Source organism: Klebsiella sp. 2680 (assembly GCF_900198535.1).
Classification (GTDB): domain Bacteria; phylum Pseudomonadota; class Gammaproteobacteria; order Enterobacterales; family Enterobacteriaceae; genus Klebsiella; species Klebsiella indica.
Genome location: NZ_FZNJ01000007.1, coordinates 1 through 21,806, shown reverse-complemented (window position 1 = coordinate 21,806; position 21,806 = coordinate 1). Strand labels below are relative to the sequence as shown.

At 53.0% G+C, this 21,806-nt stretch carries 18 protein-coding genes, 1 rRNA gene, 1 pseudogene and 1 riboswitch; of the genes and pseudogenes, 12 read left to right on the top strand and 8 right to left on the bottom strand.

The window, feature by feature from the left end:
- Positions 1-134: 134 nt before the first annotated feature.
- Positions 135-272 (bottom strand): annotated as a pseudogene (locus FN037_RS22150) (carboxymuconolactone decarboxylase family protein); the annotation flags it as partial.
- 362 nt (positions 273-634) lie between these two features.
- Between FN037_RS22150 and metF the strand changes: the two are divergent.
- Together metF and FN037_RS22140 are read left to right on the top strand one after the other, a co-directional pair.
- Entirely contained in the window at positions 635-1,522 is an 888-nt protein-coding gene (gene metF, locus FN037_RS22145) for a methylenetetrahydrofolate reductase (RefSeq protein ID WP_142503173.1), read from the top strand.
- A gap of 119 nt (positions 1,523-1,641) precedes the next feature.
- Positions 1,642-1,824: a hypothetical protein gene (locus tag FN037_RS22140; protein ID WP_142503172.1), complete on the top strand. Its 183-nt coding sequence runs from the start codon at positions 1,642-1,644 to the stop codon at positions 1,822-1,824.
- A 366-nt stretch (positions 1,825-2,190) separates the two neighbouring features.
- Here FN037_RS22140 and FN037_RS22135 read toward each other — a convergent pair whose 3' ends face one another.
- From FN037_RS22135 to FN037_RS22125, 3 genes are all read right to left on the bottom strand, one after another.
- A complete protein-coding gene (locus FN037_RS22135; RefSeq protein WP_138362853.1) occupies positions 2,191-3,294 on the bottom strand; it encodes a glycerol dehydrogenase in 1,104 nt (367 codons plus the stop codon).
- A gap of 55 nt (positions 3,295-3,349) precedes the next feature.
- Positions 3,350-4,012 (bottom strand): fructose-6-phosphate aldolase, encoded by a 663-nt coding sequence (gene fsa, locus FN037_RS22130; RefSeq protein ID WP_138362854.1) that lies wholly within the window; start codon positions 4,010-4,012, stop codon positions 3,350-3,352.
- Between the two features lie 203 nt (positions 4,013-4,215).
- Entirely contained in the window at positions 4,216-5,079 is an 864-nt protein-coding gene (locus FN037_RS22125) for a helix-turn-helix transcriptional regulator (RefSeq protein ID WP_142503171.1), read from the bottom strand.
- A gap of 149 nt (positions 5,080-5,228) precedes the next feature.
- Here FN037_RS22125 and zinT point away from each other — a divergent pair, with 149 nt between their 5' ends.
- On the top strand, positions 5,229-5,879 hold the full coding sequence (gene zinT, locus FN037_RS22120; protein ID WP_138362856.1) for a metal-binding protein ZinT: 651 nt from the start codon (positions 5,229-5,231) through the stop codon (positions 5,877-5,879).
- 56 nt (positions 5,880-5,935) lie between these two features.
- On the opposite strand, the gene ppc is transcribed toward zinT, so the two are convergent.
- The gene (gene ppc / locus FN037_RS22115) at positions 5,936-8,581 is read right to left on the bottom strand and encodes a phosphoenolpyruvate carboxylase (protein ID WP_138362857.1); all 2,646 of its coding nucleotides are present in this window, start codon (positions 8,579-8,581) and stop codon (positions 5,936-5,938) included.
- A gap of 255 nt (positions 8,582-8,836) precedes the next feature.
- Positions 8,837-9,988 carry an acetylornithine deacetylase gene (argE, locus tag FN037_RS22110; RefSeq protein ID WP_138362858.1) on the bottom strand — a complete coding sequence of 384 codons (1,152 nt, stop codon included), beginning with the start codon at positions 9,986-9,988 and terminating at the stop codon, positions 8,837-8,839.
- Between the two features lie 188 nt (positions 9,989-10,176).
- Here argE and argC point away from each other — a divergent pair, with 188 nt between their 5' ends.
- The 4 genes from argC (at position 10,177) to oxyR (ending at position 14,600) form a co-directional block, all read left to right on the top strand.
- On the top strand, positions 10,177-11,181 hold the full coding sequence (gene argC, locus FN037_RS22105; protein ID WP_138362859.1) for an N-acetyl-gamma-glutamyl-phosphate reductase: 1,005 nt from the start codon (positions 10,177-10,179) through the stop codon (positions 11,179-11,181).
- A 6-nt stretch (positions 11,182-11,187) separates the two neighbouring features.
- Complete coding sequence (argB, locus tag FN037_RS22100) at positions 11,188-11,964, top strand: acetylglutamate kinase (RefSeq protein WP_142503170.1); 777 nt, start codon at positions 11,188-11,190, stop codon at positions 11,962-11,964.
- 77 nt (positions 11,965-12,041) lie between these two features.
- Positions 12,042-13,415, top strand: a complete 1,374-nt coding sequence (argH, locus tag FN037_RS22095) for an argininosuccinate lyase (protein ID WP_138362861.1) — start codon at positions 12,042-12,044, stop codon at positions 13,413-13,415.
- A 267-nt stretch (positions 13,416-13,682) separates the two neighbouring features.
- Positions 13,683-14,600, top strand: a complete 918-nt coding sequence (oxyR, locus tag FN037_RS22090; RefSeq protein ID WP_138362862.1) for a DNA-binding transcriptional regulator OxyR — start codon at positions 13,683-13,685, stop codon at positions 14,598-14,600.
- Here oxyR and sthA read toward each other — a convergent pair.
- Complete coding sequence (gene sthA / locus FN037_RS22085; protein ID WP_142503169.1) at positions 14,583-15,983, bottom strand: Si-specific NAD(P)(+) transhydrogenase; 1,401 nt, start codon at positions 15,981-15,983, stop codon at positions 14,583-14,585. The genes oxyR and sthA overlap by 18 nt on opposite strands.
- A 196-nt stretch (positions 15,984-16,179) precedes the next feature.
- On the opposite strand from sthA, the gene fabR reads away from it, so the two are divergent.
- Together fabR and FN037_RS22075 are read left to right on the top strand one after the other, a co-directional pair.
- Positions 16,180-16,815, top strand: a complete 636-nt coding sequence (gene fabR, locus FN037_RS22080; protein ID WP_138362870.1) for an HTH-type transcriptional repressor FabR — start codon at positions 16,180-16,182, stop codon at positions 16,813-16,815.
- Between the two features lie 15 nt (positions 16,816-16,830).
- The gene (locus FN037_RS22075; protein ID WP_138362864.1) at positions 16,831-17,190 is read left to right on the top strand and encodes a YijD family membrane protein; all 360 of its coding nucleotides are present in this window, start codon (positions 16,831-16,833) and stop codon (positions 17,188-17,190) included.
- A 45-nt stretch (positions 17,191-17,235) separates the two neighbouring features.
- On the opposite strand, the gene trmA is transcribed toward FN037_RS22075, so the two are convergent.
- Positions 17,236-18,336, bottom strand: a complete 1,101-nt coding sequence (gene trmA, locus FN037_RS22070) for a tRNA (uridine(54)-C5)-methyltransferase TrmA (RefSeq protein ID WP_142503168.1) — start codon at positions 18,334-18,336, stop codon at positions 17,236-17,238.
- Between the two features lie 117 nt (positions 18,337-18,453).
- Positions 18,454-18,636: riboswitch (cobalamin riboswitch) on the top strand.
- 66 nt (positions 18,637-18,702) lie between these two features.
- On the opposite strand from trmA, the gene btuB reads away from it, so the two are divergent.
- The 3 genes from btuB to FN037_RS22050 form a co-directional block, all read left to right on the top strand.
- The gene (gene btuB, locus FN037_RS22065) at positions 18,703-20,553 is read left to right on the top strand and encodes a TonB-dependent vitamin B12 receptor BtuB (protein WP_142503167.1); all 1,851 of its coding nucleotides are present in this window, start codon (positions 18,703-18,705) and stop codon (positions 20,551-20,553) included.
- The gene (gene murI / locus FN037_RS22060) at positions 20,498-21,349 is read left to right on the top strand and encodes a glutamate racemase (protein WP_142503166.1); all 852 of its coding nucleotides are present in this window, start codon (positions 20,498-20,500) and stop codon (positions 21,347-21,349) included. The genes btuB and murI overlap by 56 nt, the downstream gene beginning before the upstream one ends.
- A gap of 388 nt (positions 21,350-21,737) precedes the next feature.
- A 16S ribosomal RNA gene (locus FN037_RS22050) occupies positions 21,738-21,806 on the top strand; the annotation flags it as partial.

The window sequence follows — 21,806 nt, the reverse complement described above, 5'->3', positions numbered from 1 at the left end:
ATCGCGTAAAAGGTTCGTGTAAGCGCAGGCCATTTTATGCTGTCGCGCCCATCCGCCGTCCTGGCGGCCAGAGGATGGGCGCCTGGGTTCTCAGCAGAACGTCCCATTAACCTGACATAGCGGATCTTTTCAGATTAATGTGCGGCAAAAACTTCTTTGGCGGCAAACAGGCCATTCAGAGCCGCCGGGAATCCGGCGTACACCGCCATCTGCATAATAACTTCCGTCATTTCTTCTCGCGTCAGCCCGACATTTAACCCTGCGGCGAGATGCTCTCATTGCCGTATCACAAGCCGTTAATCGCAGCATTACTCGCATCATTTTCGGCCATTCAGCTTGAATGGGTAGTGTTTCGCCATCTGGACGATGCCAGCCAGCAGCTTCCGCCTGGCCTGGGTGTTGTGACACTGCCTGGCAACAATCGTTTGTCTGATGAGTTGATAGCAGTATTTGAAAAATCATGGGGTTAGTGGACGTGACATGAATCAATTTCATCTTGTCTGAATATTCCTCACTCTTTACGCTGATTTTTCTATTGACGCCTGCATACTTTTCCGTCATTTTTACATCTGGACGTCTAAACGTATAGAAGTTCGCGATACGACAAACAAAAATGCGATTGATGAGGTAAGGTATGAGCTTTTTTCACGCCAATCAGCGGGAAGCCCTGAATCAGAGCCTGGCGGAAGTGCAGGGGCAGATTAATGTCTCCTTTGAATTCTTTCCGCCGCGCACCAGTGAAATGGAGCAAACACTATGGAAATCCATCGATCGCCTGAGTAGCCTGAAGCCGAAATTTGTCTCCGTCACCTATGGGGCTAACTCCGGTGAACGCGATCGTACCCATAGCATTATTAAAGGGATAAAGGAGCGTACTGGCCTGGAAGCGGCGCCGCATCTGACCTGCATTGACGCCAGTCGTGATGAGCTGCGTACCATCGCCCAGGATTACTGGGACAGCGGGATTCGCCATATTGTTGCGCTGCGCGGCGACCTGCCGCCGGGCAGCGGCAAGCCGGATATGTACGCGGTCGACCTGGTCACGCTGTTGAAAGAGGTGGGGGACTTTGATATCTCCGTCGCCGCTTACCCGGAAGTGCATCCGGAAGCTAAAAGCGCGCAGGCAGATCTGTTGAATCTGAAGCATAAAGTGGATGCGGGGGCGAATCGCGCGATTACCCAGTTCTTCTTTGACGTGGAAAGCTACCTGCGTTTTCGCGACCGTTGTGTCTCCGCCGGCATCGACGTAGAGATTATTCCGGGTATTCTGCCCGTTTCGAACTTTAAACAGGCGAAAAAGTTTGCCGATATGACCAATGTCCGTATTCCGGCGTGGATGGCGAAAATGTTCGAAGGCCTGGATAATGACGCCGAAACTCGCCAACTGGTGGGAGCCAACATCGCCATGGATATGGTGAAAATTTTAAGCCGCGAAGGCGTCAAGGATTTCCACTTCTACACGCTAAACCGTGCGGAAATGAGTTACGCGATTTGCCACACCCTGGGCGTGCGTCCGGCATAATTATTTTTCTCAGCGGCGGCGATACTCTCTCGCCGCCGTTTCTGGGTTCCGTGACCCGGCAGAATCGTTAAAACAGGTTTGTTATCCGTCTCATACATACCCGCCAAAGGTGGGCATGTGTGCCTGATGCCGTTCACTTAAGCAAATCATCGGTGTTGTCTTTTGTTTTATTTGTCAGCGGCAATCGCATTATTGGTGGTTATGGCGAATATGGCGCATTTTTCATTTTCGCCCATTCAGATTCCGTGGTCTGTTCCGTTCACGATAAATACGCGGATATTCGTTATATCCACAGCGTGTGAACGGGCAGGGGGACGTTTCGCCCGTCCCCCTGCACCCCCGGCATGGCGCTGAAAACCTGCCGCTGCGCGGTCCGCTCCACTCCGGCTTCATCTGGCGGCCAGTCCTGGATGCGCGCCTGCGTTCCCGCCAGGTTTCCTTGATGCGCCCACCCCCCATGCGGTGAGTCCGTTATTCGTCAGTGGCTTTTCAGAGGCTGAAAATCATAAAAAAAGTTATATCCTTTATATTTCAGCCTGTATCAGCTCAGTTAGTGAATCAACCGAATTAGATTTTCGTTTAAACCACCGATTAGCGGAGCTGCTTACCCACCATAACACCGGATGCATCTCCCTCAATTGACCAGCATTAGGGCATATGTGCCGGGTTCACTCCCACTCTTGCAGGAAGCGTTGACCGTACTGGTCGGCGACCAGTAATGCCGCATAGACCTGATCCGGTGTCGCGCCGCCGGGCATATTGTGGATCGTTTCGCCTTCAGCGCAGGCGGCTTCCGCCACGGTGCGCATTTTTTGTGGAATGTCCACTTTAATATCCAGTTGCGCCAGGGTGACAGGCAACCCTACGCTATGGCACAGCGCCGCTACGGTTTCGATCTCTTCCACTGGCGCATTTTCCAGCACCAGTTGAGTGAGCGTACCAAAGGCCACTTTTTCACCATGATAGTAGCGGTGTGCATCCGGAATGGCGGTCAGGCCGTTGTGGATAGCGTGCGCCGCCGCCAGGCCGCCGCTTTCAAAACCGACGCCGCTCAGGTAGGTATTGGCTTCAATAATGCGCTCCAGCGCCGGGGTGACAACATGCTGTTCCGCTGCCAGCATCGCTTTTTCGCCTTCTTCAATCAGCGTGTTGTAACACAATTCAGCCAGCGCCAGTGCCGCCTGGGTACACTGACCGCCCGCCATGGTGATCGCGCCGCTTCGTGAGCAGGCACGCGCTTCAAACCAGGTGGCCAGCGCATCGCCGATCCCCGCCGCCAGCAGGCGTGCTGGCGCGCCGGCCACAATTTGCGTATCGACAATCACCCTATTTGGATTGTGCGGCAGCATCAGGTAGCTGTCGAATTCACCGTCATCGGAATAGATAACCGACAGGGCGCTGCACGGCGCATCGGTTGAGGCAATCGTCGGCGCAATGACCACTGGCAGATTCATAAAGTGTGCTAATGCTTTTGCGGTATCCAGCGTTTTACCGCCGCCGATACCCAGTACGGCCGTACAGTGTGCCGAAGCGGCGATCTCGCGTAATCGATTGATTTCATTATGTGAGCACTCGCCGCCGAAGGGAGCGATTTCGGCAATCAGGCCAGCATCTGCCAGACTTTTGCGCAGTGTTTCTTCGGCAAAACCGAGTACGAATTTATCGCCAACGATGAGCCAGCGTTCAGCCAGCGGTTTGAGGTATCCGCCCAGGCGAGTCATTACGCCTGCGCCCTGAATATATTTACCGGGTGATTGAATAATGCGATCCATTTCTATTCCTCCTGGATGACCGGATACCGCCCCTCCGGGCGGCTCACCGATCGGGTTACAGGTTCAGCGTTCCAAAAGCGTTATTCCAGTCCAGCTCAAACTTCTCTATGGCCGACTCTACCGCAGGCGTGCCAAGCATTTGTTGCGCGACATCTAACGGAAGGGTGATTGCTTCACAACCGGCCAGCAGGCAATCCAGAGCCTGGCGGGGGGTTTTGAAGCTGGCGGCCAGAACTCTGCTTTCCGGAGCATGCAGTTCCAGCAGGGATTGCAGCTCCTGTACCATACGGATGCCGTCTCCGCCTTGTGCGTCCACGCGGTTGACGTAAGGCGCGACGTATTTTGCTCCCGCCAGAGCGGCCAGCAGGCCCTGGGAGGCGCTGTATACCGCGGTGCCGAGTGTGGAAATGCCTTCTTTTTTCAACAGTTTGATGGCCGCCAGGCCTTCGGCGGTGACCGGGATTTTTACCACGATACCGGGTATGGCGTTGCTCAGGCGTTTAGCTTCTTCCACCATGCCCTGGGCATCGCGACTCATGGTTTGGGCGAACAAAATACCTTCCGGCCCGACGGCTTTTTGCAGTCGCGGCAGAACATCCCAGATCGGCGTTTTACCGGCGGCGATAATACTGGGGTTGGTTGTCACTCCGGCTAGTGGGTAGATACGTGCCAGACGTTCAACTTCTGCTACGTTTGCGGTGTCCAGATAGAGTTCCATAGTGCTTTCCTCAATGCATAATTCAGAGATGTTGAGGTAAGGATAGGGCTTTCACTTGCCGCGTTGCCAGATGACAAATTTGCCAAAAACTGGATAAATGTACGCATTGTCATTAAGGATGATTTAGATCACGTTTACCGGCTTACCTGGTATTACCCGGATACAGGGTGGCAGAAAAGGCGAAAGGTGGAACTTACAAAAATCTAGTTTTCTGTACTGCGAGGCTTTTCTGTCAACTGGCTGTGATACTGGCGGCGATACTCTGAGGGCGAACGTTCGGTGTTTTTACGAAACAGGCGGCAGAAGTAGTTGCTGTCGGCGAAACCGCAGGCGTGAGCGATATCTTTGATTTTCATATCATGGCCTTTGAGAAGCATTCTGGCCTGTTCAAGACGGATATGATTCAGGTATTCGTTAAAGCCCATTGGCCCGCATTTCTGAAACAGATGCGAAAGGTAGTTTGGCGAGAGATAAAATTTCTGCGCCACGGACTCACGGGTGAGGGCGTCAGCAAAGTGGCTATCGATATATTTCCGGATGGCTTCAAAAAGCGCCTGGCTCCGCGAGGACGTTTGCGCCTGGCTGCCTAACAGATCGGCACAGTGGCTGAGCAGGCTGGTGGCAATGCAGCGTGCCGTACGTTGTTCCTGCGGCTGCATCTGCATTTCATTCAGCGCCTGGAGTAGGAATGAGCCAACTCGCGGTCCTCGACGCGGCACCTGCTGTTTTTCCACGATAGTTAGCATACGCCCGTCCCAGCGTTGCAGCACGAATTCCAGCTGCTGCTTACCGAACAAAACACTTAAAAGCGTGGCGGGGGCCTGCCATTGCGGGAAATTCCACCCTCCGGCAGGAACGAACAGCGCATCATACTGTGCCAGCAAAGCGGGTTCTGCTTTGATGGCCGGGTCGTTAAGCTGGCCTTCCAGCAGGATTTCGAGTCGGGGAAAATCAACGCTCCGTACCCGATCGGTAATCGGGCGCGTTTGCGTGGAAAAATGGACTAACCGAATAAGTGACGGGGCTTTAATCAAAGAATCAATAATCTGATTGATGTCGCTATCCATTGTTGCTCCGCAAAACGTACCTTGTCCTCATCATAGCGAACATCATGAGGAGGGTAAAAGGCGGATCAGTCGCCGGCTGGGTGTTGCATAATGTGTTTGATATGTTATATCGTAACATATTATTGCAGAAATTGACTCAGGAGAGAGTGATGAACAGAAAGATTTCCGTCCTTGCGTTTGGTATTGGCATGTTACTGGCGGGGAGCCAGGCCTTTGCCCATGGACACCATAGCCACGGGCCTGCATTGACCGAGGCGGAACAGAAAGCGAGCGAAGGGATTTTTGCCGACCAGGATGTGAAAGATCGGGCGTTAAGCGACTGGGATGGCATCTGGCAGTCGATTAACCCCTATCTGCTGAACGGCGATTTAGATCCGGTGCTGGAGCAGAAAGCCAAAAAAGCCGGCGGCAAAAGCGTAGAGGAGTATCGGGAATATTATAAGAAGGGCTATGCCACCGATGTGGATCAGATTGGCATTGAAGATAACGTGATGGAGTTTCATATCGGGAAAACCGTTAATGCCTGCAAATACGCCTATTCCGGCTATAAAATTCTGACCTACGCATCTGGGAAAAAAGGCGTGCGTTATCTGTTCGAATGCCAGCAGGCGGATTCAAAAGCGCCGAAATTTGTTCAGTTTAGCGATCACATTATTGCGCCGCGTAAGTCGCAGCATTTCCATATTTTTATGGGCAATACGTCGCAAGAGGCGCTGCTGAAAGAGATGGATAACTGGCCAACCTATTATCCTTATGCGCTGCATAAAGAGCAGATTGTCGACGAGATGCTGCATCATTAATAAAAATCGCTCCGGTAAACGTGATGCTTACCGGAGCGACGGGTTTTACCCGGTAATTAGCCGGTGTTGCGCATACCGGCCGCCACGCCAGCGATGGTCACCATCAGGGCTTGTTCAACGCGTGGATCGGGTTTCTCGCCTTTCTCTTCCGCCATACGCGAACGATGCAGCAGTTCGGCCTGGAGCACGTTCAGCGGGTCGGTATAGATGTTGCGTAACTGGATAGACTCGGCGATCCACGGCAGGTCGGCCATCAGGTGGGAGTCGTTAGCGATCGCCAGCACGACGTTGATATCCGCGGACAGCAGTTTGCGCAGTTCTTCACCCAGTTTCCACAGTTCTGGTTTCACCAGACGTTGATCGTAATACTCCGCCAGCCACAGGTCGGCTTTGGAAAAGACCATCTCCAGCATGCCGAGGCGTGTGGAGAAGAATGGCCAGTCCCGGCACATGCTTTCCAGTTCGCTCTGCTTACCGTCTTCAACCACTTTTTGCAGTGCGGCGCCAGCGCCCAGCCAGGCCGGCAACATCAGGCGATTCTGTGTCCAGGCAAAGATCCACGGAATCGCGCGCAGTGACTCGACGCCGCCGGTCGGGCGACGTTTTGCCGGACGGGAGCCCAGCGGCAGTTTACCCAGTTCCTGTTCCGGCGTGGCGGAACGGAAGTAAGGGACGAAATCTTTATTTTCACGCACATAGCCGCGGTACATATCACAGGAGACGTTGGACAGTTCAGCCATGATGTCGCGCCATTGTGGTTTGGGCTCCGGCGGCGGCAGGAGGTTGGCTTCCAGAATCGCGCTGGTGTAGAGCGACAGACTACTGATCGTGACTTCCGGCAGACCGTATTTAAAACGGATCATTTCGCCCTGTTCAGTGACGCGCAGGCCGCCCTTCAGGCTTCCTGGCGGCTGGGAAAGCAGCGCCGCATGCGCAGGCGCGCCGCCACGGCCGATTGAACCGCCGCGACCATGGAATAACGTCAGTTCAATACCGGCTTTTGCACAGGTTTTGATTAATGCGTCCTGCGCCTGATACTGCGCCCACGACGCGGCCATGACCCCCGCGTCTTTGGCTGAATCAGAATAGCCAATCATGACCATCTGCTTGCCCTGGATAAAGCCGCGATACCAGTCGATATTCAGCAACTGGCTCATGACATCGTTGGCGTTGTTCAGGTCATCCAGCGTTTCGAACAGCGGTGCGACCGGCAGCGCGAAGCCAATTCCGGCCTCTTTCAGCAACAGATGTACCGCCAGTACGTCAGACGGCGTTTTCGCCATCGAGATAACGTAAGCGGCAATGGAACCGCGCGGCGCTTCGGCGATCACTTTACAGGTCTCAAGCACTTCACGCGTGTCATCGCTCGGCTCCCATTGGCGAGGCAGCAGAGGACGCTTGGAATTCAGTTCGCGGATCAAGAAGGCCTGCTTATCGGCTTCAGACCAGCTTTCATAGTCGCCAATGCCGAGATAGCGGGTCATCTCACCCAGCGCTTCGGTATGACGGGTGCTCTCCTGGCGGATATCAATACGCACCAGCGGTACGCCAAAGGCTTTTACGCGGCGCAGGGTATCCAGCAGTTCGCCGTTGGCGATGATGCCCATGCCACAGGCTTGTAGCGATTGATAGCACGCATAGAGCGGCTCCCACAGCTGTTCGTTTTGCGTGATAAGACCTGCCGGCTTCGGCAGCTTCTGCCCCTTCAGTCGCGCTTCCAGCCAGCTTTGTGTCTCCATCAACTGGGTGCGCAGTTTTTTCATTAAGAAACGATAGGGTTCTTCCTGCGTGCCCGCCAGTTCGCGCAGTTCGTCGGTGCATTCGACCATCGACAGTTCGGAAATCAGTAACTGGACATCTTTCAGGAACAGGTCAGTTGCTTTCCAGCGGCTGAGCAGCAAAACGTGGCGGGTGATATTGGCAGTTACGTTCGGGTTGCCATCGCGGTCACCGCCCATCCAGGAGGTAAAGCGAACCGGAACGAAGTCCACCGGTAACCGATAGTTGAGATTATCTTCCAGCTGTTCGTTTAGCTCACGAAGGTAGCCAGGCACGCCTTCCCACAGGCTGTTTTCAACGACGGCGAAGCCCCATTTGGCTTCATCAACCGGGGTCGGGCGGTTCTTGCGGATTTCATCGGTGTGCCATGACTGGGCAATCAACTGGCGCAGACGGCGCATGATCTGGTGACGTTCATAGTCAGCGATATCGCTGTTATCGAGCTGCTTCAGACAACTGTTGATTTCCCCCATCTTGTGGATCAGCGTGCGACGCGTGATTTCGGTCGGATGGGCGGTCAATACCAGTTCCAGCGACAGGGATTCAACTGCTTGTTTAATTGTCGTTTCGTTGAGATCGGGTTGGTCTTTGAGCTTTCTCAGGGTTCGGGCAATCACTTCCGGGTTACTGGCGGCTTCCCCTTTCGGCGAAATACTGTGGTATTGCTCAGCGGTATTCGCCAGGTTCAGAAACTGGCTAAAGGCGCGCGCCACCGGCAGCAGTTCGTCGTTTGACAAGTTTTGCAGCGTGGTGAGCAGTTCCTTTCGGTTGGCTTCATTGCCTGCGCGAGAAGATTTGGACAACTTACGGATAGTTTCAACACGATCAAGAATGTTTTCTCCCAGCGCATCCTTGATGGTGTCGCCCAGCACCTTACCGAGCATACTGACATTACTTCGCAAAGCGGAATATTGTTCGTTCATGTTAACCCAGACACCCCATCTCATTTTATTTTGTTATATCCGGCGCTCGATAAGTTTGAGCGGTGGATAAGCAACCGTCTTTTATAAAGCCACGTAAAAACCCCTACGTCAATTGTTGCGAAATCGCTTCAGCAAACGAATAAATTGCGACAATTTGCGAAATTTAACTCAGAGGTCGCTTGATAAGTGTTGCTTATGAGTATGTGCCGATTGTCACCCTCCCGATTGAAGGGAAATAATCGGGAGGGGCATGTTTTAGTGCCAGCAAAAATGGTGGATTACCTGAGTGATAAGCTCACGGGTTGGCTTAATAAAGCGCGTTTCCAGGTACTCATCCGGCTGGTGGGCTTGATTGATCGAGCCAGGGCCTAATACCAGCGTCGGGCAGAGAGTCTGAACAAACGGCGCTTCCGTACAGTAGTTCACCACTTCGGTTTGCGCGCCGAGCAGTTTCTCCACCACCTCAATCAGCTTATGGTCCGGCGGGCATTCGTAGCCAGGGATAGGCGGATGCAGTTCGGAAACGGTCAGACGCCCGGGCCAGCGTTCGCTCACCGGAGCCAGCGCTTCGTTCAACAGTCCATTGAGATCGTTAAGGGTCATACCTGGCAGCGGGCGAATATCCATGTGCAATTCGCAGCAGGCGCAAATGCGGTTGGAGGCGTCGCCGCCGTGAATTGCCCCGAGATTGAGCGTGGGGTATGGAATGGTGAAAGCGGCGTGGTGATAACGCGCTTTTAAATTGTCGCGCAACTGCATAATGCGGCCGATGGCGTCATGCATCAGTTCAATGGCGTTAACGCCGCGTGCCGGATCGCTGGAGTGGCCGGATTGCCCCTGGATGCGAATCGCGTTGGACATATGGCCTTTGTGGGCGCGCACGGGCTGCAGTGAAGTCGGCTCGCCGATAATGGCGCAGTCCGGTCGTAGTTGCGTGGTTTCAGCGAAATAGCGGGCTCCCGCCATGCTGGTTTCTTCATCGGCCGTTGCCAGAATATAGAGCGGCTTCTTTAGTTTAGTAACGTCAACATCGCGCAGTGCGTCGAGAATAAACGCGAAGAAGCCTTTCATGTCCGCAGTACCCAGACCGTATAGCTTATTGTCATGTTCAGTCAGGGTAAAGGGATCGCGGGTCCAGCGACCGTCATCAAACGGGACGGTATCCGTATGCCCGGTAAGTAACAGACCGCCAGCGCCGTGGCCGGTACTGGCCAACAGATTGAATTTATTCCGCGTGTCCGGCACGGGCTGAACTTCAACGTTAAAACCGATGTCGCGGAACCATCCCGCCAGCAAATTGATTAAAGACTCATTGCTTTGGTCCAGCGCCTCTTCGGTTGCGCTGATGGAAGGTGTGGCGATCAACGCGCGATAAATCTCGATAAATGGCGGTAAATTGTTTTTCATTGTTGACACACCTCAGGTCGTGATAGTATCAATATTCATGCATTATTTGTGAATAAAAATACATTATCGTTGAGCGTAAGAAAACCCATCGAATGTAAGGATGATACTTTTACGGCTCAACAGAGCGGGGAAGGCTACGGTCTTCCTGGGCAAATAGACGTAAGCAAGAAAGAAGGTGAAGAGCCCCAATGTTGAACACGCTGATTGTGGGCGCCAGCGGATATGCCGGCGCAGAGCTAGTGGCCTATGTAAATCGCCATCCTCATATGACCATAACCGCTTTAACGGTCTCCGCGCAAAGTAATGATGCCGGAAAATTAGTTTCCGATTTGCATCCGCAGTTGAAAGGTATTGTCGATCTGCCGCTGCAGCCGATGTCCGATATCAGCGAGTTTAGCGCTGGGGTGGATGTGGTTTTCCTCGCCACCGCGCATGAAGTGAGCCATGACCTTGCGCCGCAGTTTCTCGCGGCTGGTTGCGTGGTGTTCGATCTCTCCGGCGCATTCCGCGTGAATGACGGCGCCTTCTATGAAAAATATTACGGTTTTACTCATCAGCATCCTGAACTGCTGGAACAGGCGGTTTACGGCCTGGCCGAGTGGCGCTCTGAGGCGCTGAAAAAGGCGGCATTGATCGCGGTACCCGGCTGTTATCCGACCGCGGCGCAATTGTCGCTGAAACCGTTGATCGATGCAGGCCTTCTGGATCTTAACCAGTGGCCGGTGATCAATGCGACCAGCGGCGTCAGCGGCGCCGGGCGTAAGGCCTCTATCGGTAATAGCTTCTGTGAAGTCAGCCTGCAACCCTATGGCGTTTTCAACCATCGCCATCACCCGGAAATATCCACACACCTCGGCGCAGCGGTGATTTTTACCCCGCATCTGGGTAATTTTAAGCGCGGGATTCTGGAAACCATCACTTGTCGCCTGAAGCCTGGGGTCAGTAACGAGCAGGTCGCAGCAGTGTTCCGGCAGGCTTATGCGGATAAACCACTGGTTCGTTTATATGATAAAGGTGTCCCGGCGTTGAAAAATGTCGTGGGTCTGCCATTCTGTGATATTGGTTTTGCGGTCCAGGATGAACATATCATCATCGTGGCGGCGGAAGACAACCTGCTGAAAGGCGCGGCAGCGCAGGCCGTACAGTGCGCAAATATTCGTTTTGGTTTTGCTGAGACGCAGTCTCTTATTTAAGGTGTGATGATGAATCCTTTAATTATCAAACTCGGCGGCGTCCTGCTGGATAGCGAAGAAGCGCTGGAGCGCCTGTTTACGGCACTGGTGAACTATCGTGAAGCGTATCATCGCCCGCTGATTATTGTGCACGGTGGCGGGTGCGTGGTTGATGAATTGATGAAGCAGCTCAATTTGCCGGTACAAAAGAAAAACGGTCTGCGGGTAACGCCGGCGGATCAGATCGACATGATTACCGGTGCGCTGGCGGGAACCGCTAATAAGACGCTGCTGGCGTGGGCGAAAAAACACGGTCTGGCTTCTGTCGGGCTGTTCCTCGGCGATGGCGACAGCGTTAAGGTGACTCAGCTTGATGAAGAACTGGGCCACGTCGGGTTTGCTCAACCGGGCTCCCCGACGTTGATCAATACGCTGCTGGCGGGAGGGTATTTGCCGGTAGTGAGCTCAATTGGCGTGACTGACGACGGTCAGTTGATGAACGTTAACGCTGACCAGGCGGCGACGGCGCTGGCGGCAACGCTCGGTGCAGACCTGATTCTGCTGTCCGATGTCAGCGGTATTCTTGATGGTAAAGGCCAGCGCATTGCTGAAATGACGGCGGCGAAGGCTGAACAGCTGATCGAGCAGGGTATTATCACCGACGGGATGATCGTCAAGGTGAACGCCGCGCTGGATGCGGCTCGTACTTTAGGTCGCCCTGTGGATATCGCTTCCTGGCGTCATGCCGAGCAGCTCCCGGCGTTGTTTAACGGTACGCCAATCGGCACGCGTATTCTGGCATAATTAATTTATCATTTTTGTCGGCCCGGTAAGCGCAGCCCACCGGGCAGTAAAATTCAAAGATATTAAGGAAGCATGTTATGGCACTTTGGGGTGGGCGTTTTACTCAGGCAGCGGATCAGCGGTTCAAACAGTTCAATGACTCTTTGCGCTTTGACTATCGCCTGGCGGAGCAGGATATCGTTGGCTCTGTTGCCTGGTCTAAAGCGCTGGTGACGGTCGGTGTATTAACCGCCGATGAACAGCAGCAACTGGAAGCGGCGCTGAATATTTTACTGGAAGAGGTGCGGGCTAATCCTCAGCAAATCCTCGCAAGCGATGCCGAAGATATTCACAGCTGGGTAGAAGGCAAGCTGATCGATAAAGTCGGCCAGTTGGGGAAAAAGCTGCATACCGGACGTAGCCGTAATGACCAGGTCGCCACTGACCTGAAGCTCTGGTGCAAGGATACGGTTGTGGAGCTGCTGTCGGCGAATCGTCAGTTGCAAAGCGCGCTGGTCGAAACCGCGCAGAATAATCAGGACGCGGTGATGCCGGGTTATACTCACCTGCAGCGCGCGCAGCCGGTGACTTTTGCGCACTGGTGTCTGGCTTATGTTGAAATGCTGGCCCGTGATGAAAGCCGCCTGCTGGACACGCTGAAGCGTCTGGACGTCAGCCCGCTGGGCTGCGGTGCGCTGGCGGGTACGGCCTATGAAATCGATCGTGAGCAGCTTGCAGGCTGGCTGGGATTCTCTTCGGCGACCCGTAACAGCCTGGATAGCGTGTCCGATCGTGACCATGTCGTGGAACTGCTGTCCGATGCCGCCATCGGTATGGTGCACCTGTCGCGTTTTGCGGAAGACCTGATTTTCTTTAATACCGGCGAAGCGAACTTTGTTGAGCTCTCCGATCGCGTAACGTCCGGCTCTTCCTTGATGCCGCAAAAGAAAAACCCGGATGCGTTAGAACTGATCCGCGGCAAATGCGGTCGCGTGCAGGGTGCGCTGACGGGGATGATGATGACCCTCAAAGGGCTGCCGCTGGCTTACAACAAAGATATGCAGGAAGATAAAGAAGGGCTGTTTGACGCGCTCGACACCTGGCTCGACTGTCTGCATATGGCGGCGCTGGTGCTGGACGGTATCCAGGTGAAACGTCCGCGTTGTGAAGAAGCGGCGCAGCAGGGTTATGCGAACGCGACCGAGCTGGCGGATTATCTGGTCGCTAAAGGCGTTCCGTTCCGTGAGGCGCACCATATTGTTGGTGAAGCGGTGGTTGAAGCCATCGCCCAGGGTAAGCCGCTGGAAGACCTTTCTCTGGCCGATCTGCAAAAATTTAGCGGCGTTATCGCGGATGACGTCTATCCGATTCTGTCGCTGAAGTCGTGCCTTGATAAGCGCGCGGCTAAAGGCGGCGTTTCGCCGCAGCAGGTTGCGCAGGCGATTGCCGACGCTAAACAGCGCCTGGTTTGAGTTATCAGTTCTCTGGCTGACAGGCGGTAAATAAAGGAGGCTCGGGCAATCCCCGGGCTTTTTTATGCAAAAAAAAAGCGGACGCAAGGTCCGCAAAAGTTCACGTTGGCTTTAATTATCCGGGAGATAATCGATGAGGGGACTTAATGATGTTATAAAGTTTCCCTGATTTATCGATTTATTCTTGAACAGAAAACTTGATAGGGATAATCGTTCATTGCTATTCTATCTATCGCCATGAACTATCGTGGCGATGGAGGATGAATAATGAATATTCGCGATCTTGAATATCTGGTAGCGCTAGCCGAACACCGCCACTTCCGCCGTGCGGCGGACTCTTGTCATGTGAGCCAACCTACGCTCAGTGGGCAAATCCGGAAACTGGAGGATGAGCTTGGCGTGATGTTGCTGGAGCGCACCAGCCGTAAGGTTCTGTTCACCCAGGCGGGGTTACTGCTGGTCGATCAGGCGCGTACCGTGTTACGCGAAGTGAAAGTGCTCAAGGAAATGGCAAGCCAGCAGGGGGAAACGATGTCCGGGCCATTGCATATCGGCCTGATCCCGACGATTGGCCCTTATCTGTTGCCACTGATTATCCCAATGTTGCACCAGACCTTTCCGAAGCTGGAAATGTATTTGCATGAGGCGCAAACGCACCAACTGCTGGCTCAGCTTGACAGCGGTAAGCTGGACTGTGCGATTCTGGCGCTGGTCAAAGAGAGCGAAGCCTTTATTGAGGTGCCGCTGTTTGATGAGCCGATGATACTTGCTATCAATGAAGATCATCCGTGGGAGAACCGTGACCGCGTACCGATGTCGGACCTCGCCGGGGAAAAGCTGCTGATGCTCGAAGACGGCCATTGTCTGCGCGATCAGGCGATGGGTTTTTGTTTTGAAGCCGGTGCAGATGAAGACACACATTTCCGGGCGACCAGTCTCGAAACGCTGCGCAATATGGTAGCCGCCGGTAGTGGCATCACGCTGTTACCCGCTTTAGCCGTGCCGCAGGAGAAAAAACGCGATGGCGTAGTCTATGTGCCGTGTATTAAGCCAGAGCCGAAACGTACCGTCGGGTTGGTTTATCGCCCGGGCTCGCCGCTGCGTAGCCGCTATGAGCATCTAGCGGAGGCCATCCGCGGTAAGATGGATGGCCATTTCGATGCAGCGTTAAAACAGGCGGTTTAAGCCATTTAACGCAGCGACCCGATAGGCTTCCGCCATGGTTGGGTAGTTGAAGGTGGTGTTAACGAAGTACTCAATGGTGTTACCGCCACCTTTCTGCTCCATAATCGCCTGGCCGATATGAATAATTTCGGCCGCGCGTTCGCCAAAGCAATGTATACCGAGGATCTCTTTCGTTTCGCGATGAAACAGGATCTTTAACGTCCCGACGCTCATGCCGACAATCTGCGCCCGCGCCAGATGTTTGAACTGTGCGCGCCCCACCTCATAAGGCACTTTCATCGCGGTGAGCTGTTGCTCAGTTTTACCGACGGAGCTGATTTCCGGAATGGTGTAGATCCCTGTCGGGATGTCTTCAATCAGATGGGCTGAAGCTTCACCTTTTACCAGCGCCTGGGCGGCAATACGCCCCTGATCGTAGGCGGCGGAAGCCAGGCTTGGATAACCAATTACATCGCCGACGGCATAAATATGTGGCAGGGCGGTCTGATACATACTGTTGACCTTCAACTGGCCACGGCTGTCTGTTTGCAGGCCGATATTTTCCAGTGCCAGGGAGTCGGTATTTCCGGTGCGGCCGTTGGCGTATAGCAGGCAGTCCGCTTTCAGTTTTTTGCCGGATTGCAGGTGCATGATGACGCCGTCATCCACGCCTTCAATTTTCTCATACTCTTCATTGTGACGGATCACCACGCCGCTGTTCCAGAAGTGATAGGAGAGCGAATCTGACATCTCCTGATCGAGAAATGCCAGCAGGCGATCGCGGGTGTTGATCAGATCAACCTTCACCTCCATACCGCGGAAGATCGAGGCATATTCGCAACCGATTACCCCGGCTCCGTAGATAATCACATGGCGCGGCTCGTGGTGCAGGCTGAGAATAGAGTCGCTGTCATAAATGCGCGGGTGATGAAAATCGACATCGGCCGGATGATAAGGGCGCGACCCGCAGGCAATCACGAACTTTTCCGCCGTTACGGTTTCAACGGTGCCATCGTGGCATTCCAGCGCGAGAGTGTGTTCATCAACGAAGTGGGCGTTACCCTGTAAAATTTCACAGTGGTTACGCTCATAGAACCCCTGGCGCATATGGGTTTGTTGGTTAATAACGCTGTCGGCATGATTCAGAATGTCGGCGAAGGAAGAACGGAGAAGGCGGGAGTGGTCGCTGTAGAGGGGGTTTTGATTAAACTCGATAATACGGCTGACGGCATGGCGAAGGGCTTTCGACGGGATGGTGCCCCAGTGGGTACAACCGCCGCCGACGTTATGGTAGCGTTCGATGACGGCAACGCGCGCTCCTTGTTTCACCAGTCCCATGGCGGCGCCTTCTCCGCCAGGGCCGGAACCGATCACAATTGCATCATAATCCCAAGAGTGTGTCATGGCATTACTCACCTGTTTTATACATAAAATAAACACGATGATAACATTTGCCGCACTTTAACCCAATTATCGTTGTGCTTTTTTGCGGCATAAAAGTAGAAACAACTCGTAAACAATCATTCACAATCCAGTGTAACCAGATTAGATCTGATCTCTGGTATAGTGCCAGCAGGACATGTGGAAGGATTCAGATAACGTGATGGGCGTAAGAGCGCAACAAAAAGAAAAAACCCGGCGTTCGCTGGTGGAGGCAGCATTTAGCCAGCTAAGTGCTGAGCGGAGTTTTGCCAGTTTGAGCCTGCGTGAAGTTGCGCGGGAAGCAGGGATCGCCCCAACGTCCTTTTACCGACATTTCCGTGATGTTGATGAGCTTGGTTTGACCATGGTTGATGAAAGTGGTCTGATGTTGCGTCAGCTCATGCGCCAGGCACGTCAGCGTATCGCTAAAGGCGGCAGCGTAATCCGTACTTCTGTTTCTACTTTTATGGAATTTATTGGTAATAACCCGAACGCTTTCCGTCTGTTACTGCGTGAGCGTTCCGGTACTTCTTCGGCGTTTCGTGCCGCAGTCGCCCGTGAAATTCAGCATTTTATCGCGGAACTTGCCGACTATTTAGAAATCGAAAACCATATGCCGCGAGCGTTTACCGAAGCGCAGGCTGAAGCGATGGTCACCATCGTGTTTAGCGCCGGCGCCGAGGCTCTGGATGTGAGCCCCGAACAGCGTCGGCAGCTGGAAGAGCGGCTGGTACTGCAGCTCAGAATGATCTCGAAAGGCGCGTACTACTGGTATCGCCGTGAACAAGAAAAAATATCAAATCATTCCGCATAACGTGAAGGACGATCAATGAAACACTCAATACAAGATAGAGGTACACTGCTGCTGGCGTTGATCGCAGGCCTGTCCATTAATGGAACTTTCGCTGCGCTATTCAGCTCAATTGTCCCTTTTTCCATCTTCCCGATTTTGTCGCTGGTGCTGACGGTTTACTGCCTGCATCAGCGTTATCGCAATTGCAGTATGCCGGTCGGTTTACCGGGCCTGGCCGCCGCCTGTTTTATCCTCGGCGTTCTGGTTTACAGCACCGTGGTGCGTGCGGAATATCCGGATATTGGCTCTAATTTCTTCCCGGCGGTACTGTCGGTGATTATGGTGTTCTGGATTGGCTATAAAGTGCGTAACCGCAAGAGTACGGCAACTGAATAATCTCTCGCCCGGCAACACTGCGGTTGCCGGGTTTTCTCCGGATCTTTATTTTTTCGTTAGCAGTACACCGCATTCCATATGGTGGGTATAGGGGAACTGGTCGAATAGCGCCAGGCGGGTGACCTCGTGCGTTTTACTTAGCGTTTCCAGATTCTGGCACAGGGTCTCCGGGTTACAGGAGATATACAGAATACGCGAGTATGCCTGCACCATCTTTTCCGTTTCGCTATCCAGACCGCTGCGCGGCGGATCGACGAAAATCGTCTCACACTGGTAGCTTTTGAGGTCGATCCCCTGCAAGCGGTTAAACTCCCGCACGCCGTTCATCGCCTGAGTAAACTCTTCCGCTGACATACGGATAATTTGTACATTATCAATATGGTTGGCGGCAATGTTGTATTGCGCCGCCGCCACGGACGGTTTAGCGATTTCTGTTGCCAGCACGCGGTCGAAATTTCGCGCCAGCGCCAGCGAAAAGTTGCCGTTACCGCAGTACAGTTCCAGCAGATCGCCAGTTGCGTCTTTTGTGGTATCGATCGCCCATTCCAGCATCTGAATGTTCATCGCCGCGTTCGGCTGAGTGAAGCTATTCTCCACCTGGCGATAGACCATTTCACGTCCGCCAACCGGTAAACGCTCATCGATATAGTCGTGATCCAGCTCTATTTTAGTCTTAGTTGCACGGCCAACCAGATGCACGTTCAGATTTTGTGCCCGCAGTGCATCGCGAAAGCGTTCCGCCTGCTGACGCCACTCATCGTCGAGTTTTTTATGATACAGCAGTGATATCACTGCCTGGTTGCTCAGCGTGGTCAGGTAATCGACCTGAAACAGTTTATGACGCAGTACCGGGTTATTGCGCACGCCCTCAATTACGGCGGTCATTAACTGATTGATCAGTTCGCTGGCGGCCGGGAAAGTATTCACCCTGATGCGGGATTTTGTCTGCTGGTCAAATATAATGTGATACAGGTCATCGCCATCGTGCCACAGGCGGAATTCCGCGCGCATGCGATAATGGTTGACCGGCGAACGAAACACTTCCGCAACCGGTGCGGCAAAAGGCGCCATCATTTTCTGCAAGCGGACGACTTTTTCTGCCAGCTGCGCTTCATATTGTTCGGTAGGAAGGTGTTCGGGGGTCATGATGCATCCTGAATAAAATAAGTACGCGGGGATTGTAGGGAAAGTGCCGGGGATGTCCAGCCATTGATGATATAAGGAAATATAACCGTAGAAGTCTGGACTTCTATATGTTTCTAATTATAGCATCGTGTTACCGGTCCTGTGAGTTAATAGGGAATCCAGTGTAAATCTGGAGCTGACGCGCAGCGGTAAGGAAAGGTGGGATGAGCGCATTGTGCAGACACTGCGATTTTTTTGCGGGAAGTCCTCATCCATTAAACACCCCGAGCCCGAAGACCTGCCGGAACACGTCGCATTTGGCTTCTATCATCGCGTGCTATTGATAGTCGTCGGCGGCATCCTTCGTTTATTACGGATGCTTTTAAAATGATTAAAAAAGCTTCGCTGATGACGGCGCTCTCCGTCACGGCTTTTTCTGGCTGGGCGCAAGACAGCAATTCAGATACGTTAGTGGTGACAGCAAATCGTTTTCAACAGCCGGTCAATACGGTCCTTGCGCCGACGGATGTTGTTACGCGGGAAGATATTGAGCGCTGGCAGTCAAAAGATCTTAACGATGTGCTGCGTCGCCTGCCTGGGGTGGATATCGCGCAGAATGGTGGGCTGGGGCAGAGTTCATCCCTCTTTATTCGTGGTACCGAAGCGCGTCATGTACTGGTGCTGGTTGATGGCGTGCCGATGGCGCGTGCCGGTATTTCTAATGCAATTGATATTGGGCAAATTCCGGTATCTCTGGTGCAACGTATTGAATACATCCGTGGCCCACGCTCAGCCGTTTATGGTTCTGGCGCGATTGGCGGCGTGGTTAACATCATTACGATGAGCGACGACGAGCATACGCAAGTTAATGCCGGGATAGGTTCGAATGGCTATCAAACTTATGACGGTACGGTGAATAAACGCTTTGGCGATACGCTGGTGACTGCTGCGGGAGCTTACCAGACCACGAAAGGCTTTAACGTTCAGCCGAATTCAACTTACAGTGACGATAGCGATCGCGACGGTTATCGTAACAAGCTGTTCTGGGGGGGCGTGCAGCATAAGTTTAATGATAACCTTTCTGGTTTCTTCCGTGGCTATGGTTATTCTTCGAATACCGACTACGATCAGGGCAGTAGCGGTTATGCTGGCGGCGGTGATGAAAGTCAGAATTACACTCAGTCATGGGATACTGGTTTTAGCTTCAATTCGGGGATCTATTCGTCCCAGTTGATCGCTAATTATCAGCATCTTAAAGATTATAACTACAATGGTCAGGATGGTCGCTACGCGTCCAGCGCTAGCCTGGATGATATGGAACAACGTTATATCCAGTGGGGCAATAATGTTGAAGTAGGGCATGGTTCAGTCAGTGGCGGTATAGACTGGAAACAAGAGAAGCTTAAATCCAGCGGTACGACGAGCACCGATGTCTATAAGCGCGATACCACAGGATTGTATCTGACCGGCCAACAACAGATAGATAGCGTGACTCTGGAAGCCTCCGGACGCGAAGACTACGACGAACAGTTTGGCTGGCACGGCACTTGGCAAACGGCGGCGGGCTGGGAGTTTGTTGAAGGCTATAAGGTCATACTCTCTTATGGTACTGGCTTCCTGGCACCATCTCTCGGCCAACAGTATGGTGCAGAACGTTTTGGTATCGCTTCTAACAGAAATCTGAAGCCTGAAGAGTCTAAGCAATGGGAAGCCGGGCTTGAAGGACTGACGGGGCCTCTGGACTGGCGTCTTTCAACGTACCGTTATGAAATTCAAAACCTGATCGATTACGACAATAATGCTTACTACAACATCGACTCGGCAACTATCAAGGGTCTGGAATGGACGGGGAACATTACAACTGGTCCAGTTGAACACCATTTAACGTTGCAATATATCGATCCGCGTGATGATGAAACCAATAAGATTCTTGCCCGTCGCGCGAAACAGCAGGTGAAATACGAACTAACAGGACAGGTTTACGATCTTGGCTGGAATGTTGCCTATCAGTATATGGGACAGCGATATGACAGCGCTTATGATTCAACAACATATTCCTCCCATACGGTCAAATTGGGCGGTGTTAGCGTTTGGGATATTGGATTATCATATCCGGTCACCTCACACCTGACAGTTCGTGGTAAAATAGCCAATCTGTTCGATAAAGATTACGAGACAGTATATGGCTACCAAACTGCAGGACGAGAATACACCTTGTCTGGCAGCTACACCTTCTGATCCACGTCCCACCGTGCTGGTGTTTGATTCCGGCGTCGGTGGGCTGTCGGTTTACAATGAGATTCGGCAGCTTTTGCCGAATCTGCACTATATCTATACTTTCGACAATGCCGCTTTCCCCTACGGTGAAAAGAGCGAAGCGTTTATTGTTGAACGCGTTCTGGACGTCGTTACCGCTGTCCAACAGCGCTATCCTCTGGCGCTGGCGGTTATTGCCTGTAACACCGCAAGTACCGTTTCACTTCCTGCACTGCGCGAAAAGTTCGCCTTCCCGGTTGTCGGCGTCGTTCCGGCGATAAAGCCAGCCGCTCGCTTAACGGCGAATGGTATTGTTGGACTGCTGGCGACGCGTGGGACGGTAAAGCGCCCTTATACGCGCGAACTTATCGCTCGTTTTGCAAATGAATGTCGTATAGAAATGCTGGGTTCTGCAGAGCTGGTGGAACTGGCGGAAGCGAAGCTGCATGGCGAAGAGGTGCCGCTCGACGAGTTGCGCCGGATTCTGCGTCCGTGGCTGCGAATGCAGGAATCACCCGATACAGTAGTATTAGGTTGTACGCACTTCCCGTTGCTCACAGAAGAGTTGCAGCAGGTGATGCCGGAAGGAACACGCCTGATTGATTCTGGCGCAGCGATTGCGCGTCGAACAGTCTGGTTGCTGGAACATGAAGCGCCTGATGCAAAATCCGGCGATGCGAATATTGCATACTGTATGGCGTTGACGGCAGAGACTGAAAAGCTTTTGCCCGTTTTACAGCGTTATGGCTTCGCATCACTGGAAAAATTGCCGCTTTAAGCGCGTTTTGCACAAAAAAGAGACGCTTGAAATAATTTTTGAAAACAGGGCTTGTCAACGTCTCAGAACTCCCTATAATGCGCCTCCACTGACACGGAACAACGGCACGCAAGCCGCCGGGTCAGCGGGGCTCAGCGGTGAAAAGTCACCGTGAAAACCGACAGGGAAAAGCAAAATAATTGCTTGACTCTGTAGCGGGAAAGCGTAATATGCACACCCCGCGCCGCAGCGAAAACGAAGCGGCACTGCTCTTTAACAATTTATCAGACAATCTGTGTGGGCACTCAAAGTGACATGGATTCTTAATGTCTTCGGACAATAAATGAATACCAAGTCTCTGAGTGAACACGTAATTCATTACGAAGTTTAATTCACGAGCATCAAACTTAAATTGAAGAGTTTGATCATGGCTCAGATTGAACGCTGGCGGCAGGCCTAACACATGCAAGTCGAACGG